Below are 14156 nucleotides of genomic sequence, written 5' to 3' on the forward strand. Positions count from 1 at the left end.
ACCGTACCGACTACCTGACCGCCCTCCTGCACACCACCATCCACGGAGAAACCGCACGGACCCGCACCGCACCACCGCCTGCAACCGCAGCCTGGATCGCGGCAGTCCGCGACATTGCCGAAACACACGACGCAGTTCTTGCCGCAACCCTGGAAGCCTTCGACGACCTCGCCTTCCCCGTCATCGCCATGCGCGGCGGAAAAGACGCACTCGCCGCACTCCGGCAGGAGATCGAAGCATCCGTACTTGACCGCTGCGGCGTCCTCCCCGGAGCCGGAGACCTCGAACTCTGGATGAACATCTACCAGAACCTCAAACGACCCGAACTCATCCGCCACCGTACCGAACAGCTCGCCGCAGAGTTCCGCCGAAGCCGGGAGGATGGGCACTGATTGCATTGATTGCATTGATTGCACTGATTGCACTGATCTAAGAAAGTGGGGAATCCCCGGCATGGGCACGATGGAGAAAGGAAACACGAATCCACGCGAATCTCGCTCGCTAACGCTCGCTCCGCGAATCGCGTTTGCGTTTCGTCGCTCGCCTTCCCGCCGGAGCCGGCGGGTGGCGTTGCTATCGCAAACGCGACGGCAAACGCTGGACGGCGCCATTCGGGCGCCGCCAAGGTTAAACAGGATTTCTGCGAATTATTCCTGTCCTAAGGATGTTGGGATTTCTCCTTTGTACTGCGTCTACGGAAGGGAAGCTTGGAAAACTTCGGCGGCGCCGAGGTTAAACAGGATTTCTGCGAATTATTCCTGTCCTAAGGATGTTGGGATTTCTCCTTTGTACTGCATCTACGGAAGGGATGCTTGGAAAACTTCGGCGGCGCCCGAATGGCGCCGTCCAGCGTTTGCCGTCGCGCTTGCGATAGCAACGCCGCCCGCCGGCTCCGGCGGGAAGGCGAGCGACGAAACGCAAACGCGATTCGTGGAGGCAGCGAAGCTGCCGAGATTCGTGCGGATTCGCGTTATTCTTTCCTCATCCTACCCCTGTGAAACCCTCAGAACAACGGAAATTCCCGCAACCAGCCGCACATCAAAACCCCGGAACAACGGAAATTCCCGCAACCAACCCACATCAAAACCCTCAGAACAACGGAAATTCCCGCAACCAGCCGCACATCAAACCCTCAGAACAACGGAAATTCCCGCAACCAGCCGCACATCAAAACCCTCAGAACAACGGAAATTCCCGCAACCAGCCGCACATCAAAGCCCCGGAACAACGGAAATTCCCGCAACCAGCCGAACATCAAAACCCCGTAACAACGGAAAAACCACACAAAACCCCCAAAGAACCATGACACCACACGCCCCCCGCATCCACACCGGCGACTACCTCGCCTGGTACAAACACATCACCGGTGAATGGCAGTACGACTTCTCCGCCGGAGAAATCCGCAACACCCGCACCGGCAACCCCGTACCATTCCGCACAAACGCCGACGGCTACCTCATCACAACCGTCCGCGTCCACGACAGAAAAACCACCATCCTCAAACATCGCGCAGTATGGATCGCCGCACACGGCATCCTCGCTCTCCCCCTCGACTACACCCTGGAAATAGACCACATCAACCACGACCGCACCGACTGCCGCATCCACAACCTCCGGCTCGTCACCGTCGCAGAAAACCGCCGAAACTCCCGCAAAAAACAGGGACCCGTACCGCCGGACACCGTTCGCCGGATTCGCACGCGCTACGCCGCAGGCGGCATCAGCATCCGCGCACTCGCCGCAGAGCACCTCCTCTCCCCGGCAGCCGTATCCCGCATCGTCCGAAACCGCACCTACACCGGGGTCACCCCATGACACCCGAAACCGACCCCGTCTATCAGATAACCGACTACACCTGCACCAGCTGCGGACGCACCTTCTCCCTCGGCATCTGGACACCGCCCGAACCCCCGGACCCCGAACCCCTCCTCACCTGTCCCCGCTGCAAACAGACCGCCGTACGCACCGACACCGCAGAAAAACACATCATCGAAGAGTACTTCCGCCTCAGAAAAGCCGTAAACATCATCCTCGACACCAGAACACGCGAACATCACCTGAGAAACGACCGACCATGACCCGCACCGCAACCCTCCTCAACGACCTCATCCTCCCGAAGTGGCCACGGCCCGCCAACCCCTTTGCCCGGGCCTTCTGGGCAGACCGGCTCGAACACGCCGCAGGCGAACTCGCCCGCATCTTCAACGAACAGTATCACACCGCCGTCAGCGAAATCACCGCAGGAAACCTCACCAGCCCCGACTACGAACTCCGGTTTCCGGTCATCCCCGTCCGGCGCGTGGACACCGACCGGCTCCGGCGCGAACTGCCGGCGGCTTACGACCGAACCGCACATCTCCGGGCGACCGACGCAGAGCACATCCTCGGCAGAGATGCACTGTATACCCTGTGCCGGAAAACCGACCCGGCACGCACCGCATCTCTTACCATCGTCACCATCGGAGACCTCGCCGGAATCCTCAGCCCCGCAGAACTCGAACCCTTTCTCCACACAGACCAGAAACCCGCACGCCCCGTAATTCTCCGGAGGGAAACCGCATGAGATGGTACCACTACCCCGAACTCGCCGACCGGGAAACCCTGATTGCCATGCTCCGCGCAGGACTCTCCGTCCGCGACATCTGTACGAACGTCGGCTGTACCAAGACAGCGGTCGCCTCGGCCATCCGCAACCACGGCATTCAGCGGCCTTTCGTAGAAGGACTCTCCGACGAAATGAAGAAAAAGCTCCGGCTCTGAACCGGGGAACACTACTTTTTTGTGACGGGAGAAATCCCCCTTACAACCCGGAAAACTTCCCGGAAAACCGGAAACTGCCCAGATTCATACCATCCCCCGCCCAACAGAATACGCAGAGACTGCCGCAGTGCAGCCTCAGGAGAAACAAAAAACATGCCACTCGACTTCACCCCGACTGCAATCGTGAAGAGCGCAAAACGCACCTTCACCGCACCGATCACCTCTGCCGCTACCTTCGACGCCGCAATCGCCGCGCTCAAGGCAGAGGACAATCCGCTCGGCGCATCCGCATACCAGACCGCGGGAGAAACCATCGACGGCGTCACCACCGCCGCCGAATCCTACCGGGCCACCATCGAATACGTAAACCCCCTTGGAAAAACCCTCGGCACAATCACCATCAGCGCCCCCGACCGCGACGCCTATGACGATATCATCGCAGAAATCCTCGCAACAACCGCCATCACCCAGGCCTACGGCGCAGACACAACCGCAAACCGCAACACCGCAAAAGACAGCTGGAACGTCCGCCTCAAAATCCACGACCCAACCGGCGAAAACTACTTCCTCAGCTTCACCAGAAAAGACCTCAGAATCAGCTCTTACGAGGCAGACACCATCCTCACCAAAGTAGACACCTGGGCAGACGGCGTAGCCGCACTCAACTAACCGACCCGCCCATTTTCTAACGTGGGGGTTGCCCCGTGCGGGGCAACCCCCACAGAAAATGACCGGCGCGGTCCGCTCGCGGGCTCCACCCGCTCGGACGCAGCAGCTGAACCGGAACGTCTGGAAAATAAAAACAAAAAAGGAGAAAAAATCATGGACACCCTTACTACCCTCCTCATCATCGGTCTCGCCGCACAGGGCATCGCATTCGCCGCAATCGTCCTCGCCCCGCCCCTCTACGCATGGGCGGACAGATGGCTTGACCGCACCCACCACAGCACCGCAGACGAACACCGGGACTAACCCTCCCGGACTTTTTTTGACCGCAAAACAAAATCCTGCTCAGACCTCAGATCCTCCCTCCCGCACCCGCACCGCAGAAATCCCCGCAAGCACATCACCCAGCCGGTAATACTCATCCGCCGCCATCTCCGCAAGCATCTCCCGCGGCACCATCGCCCCGAACTTCCACATCGTATCCGGCAGCTCCGGCAGCTCACCCGCAAGCACCGCCGCATCCGTCCGCGCCAGTTCCCGCAAAAGATCACCTGCCCGCACCGCCGCATCCACAGACTCCCACCCAAAGATACGTATCGCAAACGGATCAGAATGCATACTGAATTTTCCGTCCGGCAACCGGTTTTTTAACAAACGTACCAGAACCATATTTGCCCGTGCACCAAGAAACGTCGCAACAACCACCGACCAGCCGGTAACCTCAGGTTCTGCACGCACATGCACACACCCCGGCACAAAATCCTCCGGAAGCATCCGGATCAGACCCGCAAGCATCTCCTCCTGCTCCCGCGGCAGAGGAAGCAGCGTCCTCCCCCGCGCAAGAATCTGACAGACCGCCCCGCATACCGTAGGCGACACATCCGCCCCCCGCATACCGCTGCCGCTCCAGAACGGCCGCTTCACCCCGCCGCCGGAACCGCTCGCAGGCTCCACCAGCGCACGCTTATGCACATCATCCCGAAACAGCAGCCGCCAGTTTCTCCCGGAAAACGAAAACATCTTCCCCGGCTCGCTCCCCACAAACCGGGGATCCAGCGTACCCACCACCGTCCCGTCCGGCAGCACCGCAGCATACCCTCCCGCATCATGAATCACCGAAACCAGCGCAACCCAGTTCGACCTCCCCAGCTCCCGCTCCGCCCGCGGCCCGGCAGAATACAGATCCCCGTCGCAGACCAGAAACTCCTGCTCCGCAAGATACCCAAGCAGCCTCATCACCGTATCAGGCGGCACCATCGCAAACGGCGACAGAGAACGAAGTGCCCCGGCAATCGTCCTCCGCGACACCCCTCCCGGCCTGCTTTTCAGCAGAAGAAACAACTGCTGAACCATCACATGGTACGCATGTGCCGGAACCCGAAGCGGCTCAACCTCATGCCGCATCGCCGACTCAATCGTCGCCGCAGCAACCAGCAGATCGCACGGACTGTACAGAACAAACAACATCTCCGCCGCCCCTCCCCGCCTGCCCGTACGTCCCAGCCGCTGCAAAAACGACGCAACCGACCGCGGCGGCCCATACTGCACCACCAGATCCAAATCCCCAATATCAATCCCCAGCTCCATCGTACTCGTACAAATAACACACGTCCCGCCGCCCTGATCAAACGCCGCCTCCGCCTCCGCACGATCCTCCGCCGACACCGACGAATGATGCAGATACACCCCGGACACCAGATCCGAAAGCGGCATCATCAACCGCTCCGCCAAACTCCGGCTGTCCACAAACACCAGCGCCTTCCTCCCCCGCACCGCCTCTGCCACCGCCCGCACCTGGGCAGAAAACTCCCCCTCCACCACAAAAGAAAACCGTTTCGGCGTCGCGGGCGACGGAATCTGCACCAGCTGCCTTTTCCGTCCCGGACCCGACAACCATGCCAAAAGCTCCTCCGGATTCCCCACCGTCGCAGACAACCCGATCCGCTGGACCATCCGTCGTCCGGCCCCTGTCATCTCCAGCCGATCCAGCAGACACCGGAGATGCACCCCGCGATCCGTCTCCATGAACGCATGAATCTCATCAATGATCACAAACCGGACGGAAGCAAACGCTCCTCGTGACGCGGGATCGCCGAGCAGCACCTCCAGCGACTCAGGCGTCGTAAGCAGCAGATTCGGCAGCTCCCCGTCTGCGGAAAATTTCCACCGGTCACGGGCCGCCACATCCCCGTGCTGGGACGCCACCGTCAGTCCCGCCCGCCCGCACATCAGCAGAATCCTATCCTCCTGATCATTGATCAGCGCCTTTAAAGGCGACAGATAAATCGCCCCAAGCCCGGACGACCCCGCCTTCAGCAGCGCATCAATCACCGGAATAAACGCCGACTCAGTCTTTCCGCCCGCAGTCGGCGCGAGCACCACCACATCCGCACCATCAGCCACCGCCCGGCAGGTCTCCTCCTGCACCGGCCGCAGACCATCCCACCCCAGACCCGAAAGCAGCACCTCCTGCAAACTCGGATGAAACGACTCAAACAGCGTCATCAGATCGGAACACCGCATTCAGCTCCTCACGGAACTTCTCCGCCGACATCGCACCCACATGCAGCCGCACCGCCGTACCGTTGATAACATAGAGCACCCGCGGAATACTCGTAATCCCCAGCTGCGTCGCAATCCCGTGGTTGCGGTCAGTATCGCATTTGCAGAACTGCACCTCCGGAAACTCAACTGACATCTCCTCAAATATCGGGCTGAAATACCTGCACGGTCCGCACCACTCAGCCCAGAAATCAATCACCACCTTCGGTCTCCCCAGCGTCACCTCATTGAAATTGTACTCCGTCAGATGCACAACCGGCCACCCCTCCGGAGGCGGTATCTTCACTGCCATCTGTTCAAACCGTTTCCGCCGCAGCTGTTCCAGCTCACTATCTTCCATACCAGAATATGGGAAAACCAACCTAATGAGGATATGCCAATGACATATCGGAATTTATTTAAAGAAACCCATCGTATATCTTATCTCACTTACAAGAAGCGAGGTGGGGTAGTCAGGAGATCCCGACGGGCTCATAACCCGTAGACCAATGGTTCAAATCCATTCCTCGCTACTGTTTTTCCGAAGATTTTTCCAAAAGCACAATGCACTTAGTCTTACCCGTCCAACCTATCAGGCAATGACAGCATCCAAAATTCTTCTTCTCATCATCGACGGTGTGGGCGACCGTCCGTGCGACTGTCTCGGCGGAAAAACCCCGTTACAGGCAGCACACATCCCGAACCTCGACGAACTTGCAAAGACCGGCATCTGCGGCATCATGGACCCTGTCGCCCCCGGAATCCGTGCGGGCTCCGACACCTCCCACTTAAGCCTCCTTGGCTACCCGCCGCAGCAGTACTACACCGGCCGCGGCCCGCTGGAAGCCGCAGGCTGCGGCATACAAATGGAACCGGGCATGATCGGATTCCGCGCCAACTACGCAACCATCGACGACGCAGGCAACGTCATCGATCGGCGCGCCGGAAGAATCGCCGACACCACCGAACTATCCGCCGCCATCCGCGACGGCGTTGACCTCAGCAAATACGGCGTCACCATCCGGTTCGAACCCGGAACCGGCCACCGCGCCGCCCTCGCCCTGAAAGGCAGCGGACTCTCCGCTGCAGTCTCCAGCAACGACCCCAAAGCAACCGGAATCCCTCCCAAAACCATCCACCCCGAAGGCGAAGACACACCCGAAGCAAAATTCACCGCAGACGTCTGCAACGAATTCTGCCGTCAGGCAGCGGAAATTCTCAAAAATCACCCCGTCAACCTTGCACGCAAAGCCGCAGGCCAGAACCCCGCAAACGTCGTTCTTATCCGGGGTGCCGGTGCCATGGGCGTCTATGAACCCTTCGAGGAACGTCACGAACTCTCCGGCAGTGTCGTTGCCGCAGCCGCCCTCATCGCAGGCATCGGCAGCTCCGTTGGTCTTCGCCGCGTACCGGTACACCCGGACACCCCGCTTGCAGAACAGGTATCCCTCGTTTTGCAGGAACTTGCAACCCGGGACTTTGTCCTCTTCAACATCAAAAACGCCGACGAATACGGTCACGACGGAAAAGCAATGGAGAAAAAGGAATTTCTGGAAAAGATCGACAAAGAACTCCGTCCTCTCATGGAAATGCCGGACCTCATGATCGCCGTCTGCGGTGACCACTCAACGCCCTGCACCATCAAAGAGCACAGCGCAGACCCCGTACCCCTGATCATTCACGGTGACGGAACGCGGACCGACCACGTATCCTCCTACGATGAAATCTCCTGCGCTGCTGGAGCCCTCTGCCGGATACGCGGCGGCGACCTGATGCCGATCCTTCTGGACCTCATCGACAAAACCCATAAGTACGGCGCATAACGATTATTACATATATACAGGGTGGAGAATGGCAGAGGAAAAAAAACGGGTCATCATCGCAGAACCCATTCCCGAAAACGTCCTGATTGAAGCGGAGGAAGTTTTTGCCGGGGAAATGGAAGAAGAGCGCACAGCTTCGTCCCCTCTCCCCGCAGAAACGGAAGAGGTCTCTGCCGAAGAACCGCCGAAAAATGAAGAGTCCTCCGCCGTTGCCGCCATGGCAACCGCCGAACTCTTCAAAAAATGTATTCTGCCGGACAAAACCGAACTGCAGGAACGCATTCTCAAAACCAGAAACGACATTCTGGTAGGTGATCACTGCGACATCGGCTACGGTCTCTACGGGAACGACGTTGTCGTCTGCGAGTTCTGCAAACTGACCGGAGACGTCGTTGCCGAAGGCGATCTCCGCATCGACAACTTCTGCGAGATCAACGGAACCGTCATCTGCAACGGCGACGCCTATCTCGGTGAAGGCGTCAAAGTGCACGGCAAACTGACCGTCGGCGGAAACCTTGACATCGGTGACAACGTCACCATCGACAAAGAGTTCAAAGCCTTAGGCGACATCAGTATCCGCAACCCGATGCCGGTCATCCTCTATCTCCTCCTCTACGTCATGACAATGCTCCACCTTGACAACGAGGCAGAGGTGGAAAAAACCGTAAATGCCATCATCTCGGAAGCCAACTCCGAACCGCTTGTTCTCCCTCCCCGCACCACCATGGATCTCCGCTACTTCTCCGTATCCACCCCCATGGAAGTCGGTGCAAACTGCCGCCTGCACGGAAACATCAAAGCAAAATCCATCTCCCTGAAAAATGACGTGACCCTTTTCGGCGGCATTCACGCAACCCGCCGTGTCAAAATCGGTGAACGCACTGCAGTGCACGGTGATGTTGTCGGTCAGAACATCAGAATCGAACGCGGAGCAGACATCCTCGGCGATGTTGCCGGTGACAAGGTCTGGCTGCATGAGGATGCGCTGGTGAGCGGCATCATCCGTTCGCCCGGCGGTCTGACCATCGGACGGTTTGAGGAGAAAAAAGAATGAAATCGGTTGCAGAAATGCTGGAACTGGAAACCGTCCGGTTTCTGGAACCCGACTATGCATCGCTTGTGAACAACGGCGAACCCGGCGTTCTGATCTGCGAGGCGGAACCGACACCCGGCGGTGCCCGGATGCTGATTGATGAAGAGGAAAATCCGGTACTGCTCGCAGTTCGTGCAGGTGATGAATGGGTAGGAACCTCATGGAACTTCCGCAGCCCGATGGAACAGGAGTTTGCCCTCTTTACCGCGGCGGACGGCGATCTGTATCAGGAACCGCGTGCCGCAATTGATGATGCAGTGCGTGCCTGCTTTGCCGACATTCTCCGCGAGGAGATTGCCCCTGCCCGTGAAGACCTGCCGCCCGACAGAATTGAAAAGGTCCGTGACCTTCTGCACGAGGTATGGGGCCCGTCCGCCCCCGGTCTCTGTCTTGATGCCTGTGCCGGTTCCGGTATCGGATCCCTGATCATCCGCGAGATGGGAGGCCGTCCGATTGCATACGATAATGATCCGGCACTGCTTGCACTGGGTCTTGCCTCAGGCCGCCTCGCACCGGAGGATACCATCTGCATCGATGCAACGGTGGCGTCTGCATATCTGCCGGACGCGGAACGCGGCATGGGAATCATGTTCGGCCAGATGTATGTGTACACGCAGGATCTGTGGCGGCCCATCGTTGAGGAGCTCGCCGGCATCACCGCCGAGACACTGATCACGGTTGCAACCGAGGAAGAAGCACACTGGGTACGTGAGTGGGCAAAAGGGGTTGACCGCGAACTTGAGATCTGGGAAAATGACCGCGACCCGATTTACGACCGCTGGGTCTGTTTCGGGTAATAGGTTTCTTTACAACTTTTCGTTTAAAATTATTTAAAAAAAGATTTTTCAGGAATGATTATTCCTTTATCGTGATCTCAATGCCGCCGAAAAGTCTGGAGGAATGGTTGAATGCCCAGGCACAGACTGCGCCAACGATCAGACCGATGATGAGCCCAACTACTGCATAGATGACAATCAGCATAATAGTCTCCAGAAGACCGATGCCGAGACCCTGAATGATTCCAATCCTGAAGGAAAGTCCGACCATTGCAGAGATACCCTCAAGGAACCCGCCAATGGCACCGAGAACAGCAAAAATACCTCCAAAAACAAATGCGGCGGAAGAAACACCAACTTTCTCAATTCTCATGATTATACCGTAGTTACAATTCTCATTTTACGTATATATACTCATGGGTTTTCGGTTTTCAGCCCCTGGGAAAGGCAGGAAAGCAGAGTAACCGTACCGGTTTTGCTTAAGGGCTGGTTGTTGTTTCCGCATTTGGGCGAGTGAATACAGGCGGGACACCCGGATTCGCAGGAACAGCGGGACACCATATCCCGTGCGAGACAGAGAATGTCCAAAAACACCTCCGCCGCTTTTTCGGCAAGACCTACCCCGCCTGGAACACCATCATAGATGAAGATAGCAGCATCACCGACATCCGGATGGAACGGAGTGGAGACACCGCCAATATCAGACCGGTCACAGAGAACATGAACCGGCATGGCAGCAATCAGGGCATGTTCCGCACCATGCAACGCCCCGGCAAGATCCGCAGGAGAAATCTCATCACAGCACTCCGGAACGATCCAGCAGGCCTTGGTGGTAAACTCAAGCGGCGGAACGTCAAGGGAGTGGGTGGACACGATCTGATCGTACTCAAGAACCGAGTAGCCGATCATCTGAGAGCAGACGGAAACCGAACCGTAATGAACGAGCAGGTCTCCGTGCCGGCAGGTCTTCTCACGGGAAAGAATGCGGACATCGGTGACGGAGAGCGGACGGGTATGGTAGTTGTCCGTGATCTTTCTGACACGGACAATGAGACTCTTCCGGTCAGCCTCCTCCACCCGGTAACGGTCTCCCTGATGAAAGAGAACCGCACCCGGATACGCTTCGCGAAACATCTGTGACTCGTCCATCGTTTCCAGAACACGGCTGCCGTACATAACCGTACAGGTTCCGGACGTTCTGCCGGAAAGCGAAACCTGCTGTGCGGGGGGTTCGGTACCGCAGTACACATACCCTTTGGGGGTACTTGCAAGGAGATGTTCCTCCTTCAGACTGCGGACGATCTCGGCGGCAAACTCCCCGAAGTACTCAGCGTCGCGTTCCGTCCGGTAAGGAAGTTCGGCTGCGGCACAGAGGAGATGCTGCCGCAGAACATAGGGGTTTTCGAGATCGAGGATCGGGTGTTCGTAGGGCGCATCAAAGAAAGCATCCGGACACCGCATAAAATACTGATCCAGCGGGTTAAGATTCGCAACAAAGGTAATGAGCGCATCCTTCCCGCTGCGTCCCGCACGTCCTGCCTGCTGGCGGACGGACATCATCGTCCCCGGAAATCCGCTGATGATCACCGAATCAAGACTGCCGACATCGATACCGAGCTCCAGGGCATTGGTACTGATAACGCCTGCAATATCCCCTCCCTTGAGATTTTTTTCAATATCCCGCCGTTCCTTCGGACGGTAACCGCCGCGATAGGAGGAGATGCGGCCTGCGGGCATCTCCTCCCTGCACCGGAGTGCGGTGATCTCTGCCATGTTGCGGGATTTGGTGAAGCAGAGCGTCTGCATACCACTCTGCACCTGATCGCGGATGAGATCTGCGGTGGCGGAAAGACTGCTTTTGCCCGAACTCCACGGGTTGTACAGCCGGAACGTCTGTTGTGCCCGGGGAGAACCGTCATCTGCTATCTCCCTTGCCGCAGCGCCGGTAAGGGTCTTGGCAAACGAAGAAGCATCGCCGATGGTGGCAGAGGAAAGGATAAACTGCGGACGGGCATCGTAATACCTGCAGACACGCCGCAGCCGCCGCAGCAAAAGTGCAATGTGCGAACCGAAGATTCCCCGGTACCGGTGCGCCTCATCGATGATGACAAAGGAGAGATTTGCCCAGAAATCTCCCCACTGCATTCTCCATGCAAGAATCTGGTGCAGCTCGTACATGTTGGTGAGGATAATACGTGAACTGCTGCGGATCTTTGATCTGGCGTCGCGGGGCGTGTCGCCGTCATAGATTGCCGGGCGGGTTTTTGCGCTGAGTTCCTTGTCAAGCTTTTGCAGAACGGCAAGCTGATCGCGGGTCAGGGCTTTGGTCGGATAAATGAACAGTGCGGTCGCGTCCCGGTTCTGCATCAGATTTTCCAGAACCGGCAGGGTATATGCAAGAGTTTTACCCGACGCCGTAGGGGTGGTGAGAATGATATTTTCCCCCTGCATGATCGCATCATAGGAATCTGCCTGATGGGTGTAAAGCCGGATGTTTTGGCTCTGCAGGTACTCGCGGAGCGCAGGAGACGGCAGGACTGCCGGTTCTTTATACACAGCGGATCGTGCGGGGAACACCCGCGTATGCATCTCAGGCTCCATACACCATCTCCGTCTGTCTGGCAAGCAGCAGGGCAAGGCTCGTTACATCGCTGCGGTTGTGATCGACGATCTGTTTCAGAGGGGCAGGGTCGCCGGTACGCAGATACTTCTGATAATAGACGGGCACAAGGTAACCGGGGAGATCCTCTTCGCGTCCGCAGCCCAGTACATACTCCTCCACGGTCCCGAGACAGCAGTCCGGCAGATCGTCGCGGAACAGACGCCGCGCAGGATGCAGCAGATCAAAGTGCAGCGCGGGCCTGCATTCCCGTTCACCGTAGTAGGCAAGACGGCTGTTGGTGAACGGCAGGTCAAACGACCTGCCGTTGTAGGTAACAAGAGCCGGATGCGCCCGCATCATCTCCGCAACGAGTCCGAGGGCTGCGATCTCTTCACTAATATCACGGAGCAGATACTGCGTAACCCGGAGTGTCCGGCCCTCACAGACACCGCACCCGAAGAGAATGATCGGAGAATGTACCATGCCGAGCGTCTCAATATCAAAAAACAGCAGACTCTCCTTCGGCACAGCCGCCCCGAACCCGATCAGGAGCGGATCGGCACCGCGTCCTTTTTCCCGGAACAACCGGATAACCTCCCGCGGTGTACCGTTCTGAATAACCTCTGCGATCTCCTGCGCCTCGGACTTCCAGTTGGTGCGCCGGAGATCGGCAAGCGTCTGTATTCCATGTCTGCGGCACATTCGTTCCCGCGTCCCGCCGATACCATGCACGAGCGTAAGCTCGTGCATCAAACGGTTGCGCAGCTGTTCCTCGGAAACAAAAAACTCCGGCAGAGCATGTACGGACTCAATCGCAAGGCAGCAGCCGTCAGCCGTCGCAGCCTCAACTCCTTTTGGACCCGCACCGCTCTGCACGGCATTTGTCCTAAGGGACAGTGCCGGGATGAATCCCTGTTCTACCTGCATCATTTTCTCGTTCTCTCTCCAATACTGGTATTCATATGACGGTTTCGGGGTTTTTAATCGATCTTGACGGCGTAGTCTATATTAACGGAGAGCCGATTCCCGGCGCAGTTTCCGCATTACGGGAACTCCAGAAACGCGGCATTCCGTTTCGGTTCGTCTCCAACAACACACACCGGAGCAGGGAAACCATCCGGGAACGGCTCGCACGGTTCGGAGTTGACGTTCCCGCGGCATGGATATTTACGCCGCTCACCGCCGCGATCGCGTATCTCCGTGACGCGGGTGCCGGATCCTGCTGGCTTCTCGGCAGCCCTGACGCCGCCGCCGAACTCCGGAGTGCGGGGATCAACCCCTCCGATCCAAATGCATCCCATGTGCTGGTCGGCGACGTAAGCGATGTACTGGAGTACGACATGTTTGTTACAGGATTCCGGATACTGATGCGCAACCGTGCCGAACTTCTTGCCCTTGAACATGACCGTTACTTCAAAGGAAATGACGGACTTCTGCTCTCCGCAGGAGCATTTGTTGCGGCACTGGAGTTTGCCGCAGACGTATCTGCAACACTTCTCGGAAAACCCTCCGCGAAATTTTTCCAGGCTGCCCTTACTTCCTTAGGTCTCCCCGCCGGGGAGGTCGTCATGGTAGGCGACGATCCGCGTTCGGACATCGGCGGTGCCGCCTCCGTATCTGTACGGGGCGTTTTAGTTCTCACCGGCAAATTTGACGGCGTCCTTCCCGCAGATGCACCGGCACCCTGGAAAATACTCCCGGGACTCTCCGACATACTCTCGCTTACGCAATAAGGTAGCTTGGATCCTTCAGGGACGAAACCATGTTGCCGGGCGTTCCCGCAGCATACCAGCAGAGTTTGGAAAGCTGATTCTTGCGCTGAATCACCGTGTACTGGGCAGCACGTTCTGCCATTGAGGTTAATGCAATGCTTGTCATGATCAAACATCAGAGTG

The 14156-nt window shown here is 57.9% G+C and carries 17 protein-coding genes and 1 tRNA gene; 12 read left to right on the forward strand and 6 right to left on the reverse strand.

The window, feature by feature from the left end:
- From O0S09_RS06750 to O0S09_RS06780, 7 genes are all read left to right on the forward strand, one after another.
- A partial coding sequence (locus O0S09_RS06750) for a hypothetical protein (RefSeq protein WP_268923207.1) occupies positions 1-392 on the forward strand: 392 nt, incomplete at its 5' end.
- Between the two features lie 910 nt (positions 393-1302).
- The gene (locus O0S09_RS06755) at positions 1303-1815 is read left to right on the forward strand and encodes an HNH endonuclease signature motif containing protein (protein WP_268923208.1); all 513 of its coding nucleotides are present in this window, start codon (positions 1303-1305) and stop codon (positions 1813-1815) included.
- Positions 1812-2078, forward strand: coding sequence for an FmdB family zinc ribbon protein (locus tag O0S09_RS06760; protein WP_268923209.1), 267 nt, complete (start codon positions 1812-1814; stop codon positions 2076-2078). The genes O0S09_RS06755 and O0S09_RS06760 overlap by 4 nt, the downstream gene beginning before the upstream one ends.
- Positions 2075-2563, forward strand: coding sequence for a hypothetical protein (locus tag O0S09_RS06765; RefSeq protein ID WP_268923210.1), 489 nt, complete (start codon positions 2075-2077; stop codon positions 2561-2563). Before O0S09_RS06760 ends, O0S09_RS06765 begins: the two co-directional genes overlap by 4 nt.
- Positions 2560-2760, forward strand: a complete 201-nt coding sequence (locus O0S09_RS06770; RefSeq protein ID WP_268923174.1) for a hypothetical protein — start codon at positions 2560-2562, stop codon at positions 2758-2760. The genes O0S09_RS06765 and O0S09_RS06770 overlap by 4 nt, the downstream gene beginning before the upstream one ends.
- A gap of 153 nt (positions 2761-2913) precedes the next feature.
- Positions 2914-3429, forward strand: a complete 516-nt coding sequence (locus O0S09_RS06775; protein WP_268923211.1) for a hypothetical protein — start codon at positions 2914-2916, stop codon at positions 3427-3429.
- A 21-nt stretch (positions 3430-3450) separates the two neighbouring features.
- Positions 3451-3732: a hypothetical protein gene (locus O0S09_RS06780; RefSeq protein WP_268923212.1), complete on the forward strand. Its 282-nt coding sequence runs from the start codon at positions 3451-3453 to the stop codon at positions 3730-3732.
- A gap of 39 nt (positions 3733-3771) precedes the next feature.
- On the opposite strand, the gene O0S09_RS06785 is transcribed toward O0S09_RS06780, so the two are convergent.
- Together O0S09_RS06785 and O0S09_RS06790 are read right to left on the reverse strand one after the other, a co-directional pair.
- A complete protein-coding gene (locus tag O0S09_RS06785) occupies positions 3772-5949 on the reverse strand; it encodes a DEAD/DEAH box helicase (RefSeq protein ID WP_268923213.1) in 2178 nt (725 codons plus the stop codon).
- Positions 5918-6328 carry a thioredoxin family protein gene (locus tag O0S09_RS06790; protein ID WP_268923214.1) on the reverse strand — a complete coding sequence of 137 codons (411 nt, stop codon included), beginning with the start codon at positions 6326-6328 and terminating at the stop codon, positions 5918-5920. Before O0S09_RS06790 ends, O0S09_RS06785 begins: the two co-directional genes overlap by 32 nt.
- Positions 6329-6425: 97 nt before the next feature.
- Between O0S09_RS06790 and O0S09_RS06795 the strand changes: the two genes are divergently transcribed.
- The 4 genes from O0S09_RS06795 (at position 6426) to O0S09_RS06810 (ending at position 9680) form a co-directional block, all read left to right on the forward strand.
- A tRNA-Met gene (locus O0S09_RS06795) sits at positions 6426-6500 on the forward strand.
- 66 nt (positions 6501-6566) lie between these two features.
- Positions 6567-7790: a 2,3-bisphosphoglycerate-independent phosphoglycerate mutase gene (locus tag O0S09_RS06800; RefSeq protein ID WP_268923215.1), complete on the forward strand. Its 1224-nt coding sequence runs from the start codon at positions 6567-6569 to the stop codon at positions 7788-7790.
- Between the two features lie 28 nt (positions 7791-7818).
- Positions 7819-8844, forward strand: coding sequence for a polymer-forming cytoskeletal protein (locus O0S09_RS06805; protein WP_268923216.1), 1026 nt, complete (start codon positions 7819-7821; stop codon positions 8842-8844).
- Complete coding sequence (locus O0S09_RS06810) at positions 8841-9680, forward strand: hypothetical protein (protein WP_268923217.1); 840 nt, start codon at positions 8841-8843, stop codon at positions 9678-9680. The genes O0S09_RS06805 and O0S09_RS06810 overlap by 4 nt, the downstream gene beginning before the upstream one ends.
- A gap of 58 nt (positions 9681-9738) precedes the next feature.
- Here the strand turns inward: O0S09_RS06810 and O0S09_RS06815 are convergent, their stop codons facing one another.
- The 3 genes from O0S09_RS06815 to O0S09_RS06825 are packed head-to-tail and all read right to left on the reverse strand — an operon-like array spanning position 9739 to position 13191.
- Positions 9739-10032, reverse strand: coding sequence for a Z-ring associated ZapG family protein (locus O0S09_RS06815; RefSeq protein ID WP_268923218.1), 294 nt, complete (start codon positions 10030-10032; stop codon positions 9739-9741).
- A gap of 41 nt (positions 10033-10073) precedes the next feature.
- Entirely contained in the window at positions 10074-12260 is a 2187-nt protein-coding gene (locus tag O0S09_RS06820; protein ID WP_268923219.1) for a DEAD/DEAH box helicase, read from the reverse strand.
- Positions 12250-13191 carry a ribonuclease H-like domain-containing protein gene (locus O0S09_RS06825; protein ID WP_268923220.1) on the reverse strand — a complete coding sequence of 314 codons (942 nt, stop codon included), beginning with the start codon at positions 13189-13191 and terminating at the stop codon, positions 12250-12252. The genes O0S09_RS06820 and O0S09_RS06825 overlap by 11 nt, the downstream gene beginning before the upstream one ends.
- A 32-nt stretch (positions 13192-13223) precedes the next feature.
- Between O0S09_RS06825 and O0S09_RS06830 the strand changes: the two genes are divergently transcribed.
- Positions 13224-13994 carry a TIGR01458 family HAD-type hydrolase gene (locus tag O0S09_RS06830; protein WP_268923221.1) on the forward strand — a complete coding sequence of 257 codons (771 nt, stop codon included), beginning with the start codon at positions 13224-13226 and terminating at the stop codon, positions 13992-13994.
- Here the strand turns inward: O0S09_RS06830 and O0S09_RS06835 are convergent.
- Positions 13984-14139 carry a hypothetical protein gene (locus O0S09_RS06835; protein WP_268923222.1) on the reverse strand — a complete coding sequence of 52 codons (156 nt, stop codon included), beginning with the start codon at positions 14137-14139 and terminating at the stop codon, positions 13984-13986. The genes O0S09_RS06830 and O0S09_RS06835 overlap by 11 nt on opposite strands.
- Between the last annotated feature and the right edge of the window lie 17 nt (positions 14140-14156).

Origin of the sequence: Methanocorpusculum vombati (genome assembly GCF_026891935.1) — an archaeon.
Taxonomy (GTDB): domain Archaea; phylum Halobacteriota; class Methanomicrobia; order Methanomicrobiales; family Methanocorpusculaceae; genus Methanocorpusculum; species Methanocorpusculum vombati.

Bases quoted from the DNA above. Each gene is read 5' to 3' on its own strand.
- O0S09_RS06805 (WP_268923216.1), top strand. From the start codon at position 7,819: ATGGCAGAGGAAAAAAAACGGGTCATCATCGCAGAACCCATTCCCGAA.
- O0S09_RS06765 (WP_268923210.1), top strand. From the start codon at position 2,075: ATGACCCGCACCGCAACCCTCCTCAACGACCTCATCCTCCCGAAGTGG.
- O0S09_RS06830 (WP_268923221.1), top strand. From the start codon at position 13,224: ATGACGGTTTCGGGGTTTTTAATCGATCTTGACGGCGTAGTCTATATT.
- O0S09_RS06820 (WP_268923219.1), bottom strand. From the start codon at position 12,260: ATGGAGCCTGAGATGCATACGCGGGTGTTCCCCGCACGATCCGCTGTG.
- O0S09_RS06815 (WP_268923218.1), bottom strand. From the start codon at position 10,032: ATGAGAATTGAGAAAGTTGGTGTTTCTTCCGCCGCATTTGTTTTTGGA.
- O0S09_RS06775 (WP_268923211.1), top strand. From the start codon at position 2,914: ATGCCACTCGACTTCACCCCGACTGCAATCGTGAAGAGCGCAAAACGC.
- O0S09_RS06755 (WP_268923208.1), top strand. From the start codon at position 1,303: ATGACACCACACGCCCCCCGCATCCACACCGGCGACTACCTCGCCTGG.
- O0S09_RS06800 (WP_268923215.1), top strand. From the start codon at position 6,567: ATGACAGCATCCAAAATTCTTCTTCTCATCATCGACGGTGTGGGCGAC.
- O0S09_RS06790 (WP_268923214.1), bottom strand. From the start codon at position 6,328: ATGGAAGATAGTGAGCTGGAACAGCTGCGGCGGAAACGGTTTGAACAG.
- O0S09_RS06770 (WP_268923174.1), top strand. From the start codon at position 2,560: ATGAGATGGTACCACTACCCCGAACTCGCCGACCGGGAAACCCTGATT.
- O0S09_RS06825 (WP_268923220.1), bottom strand. From the start codon at position 13,191: ATGATGCAGGTAGAACAGGGATTCATCCCGGCACTGTCCCTTAGGACA.
- O0S09_RS06835 (WP_268923222.1), bottom strand. From the start codon at position 14,139: ATGACAAGCATTGCATTAACCTCAATGGCAGAACGTGCTGCCCAGTAC.
- O0S09_RS06810 (WP_268923217.1), top strand. From the start codon at position 8,841: ATGAAATCGGTTGCAGAAATGCTGGAACTGGAAACCGTCCGGTTTCTG.
- O0S09_RS06760 (WP_268923209.1), top strand. From the start codon at position 1,812: ATGACACCCGAAACCGACCCCGTCTATCAGATAACCGACTACACCTGC.
- O0S09_RS06785 (WP_268923213.1), bottom strand. From the start codon at position 5,949: ATGCGGTGTTCCGATCTGATGACGCTGTTTGAGTCGTTTCATCCGAGT.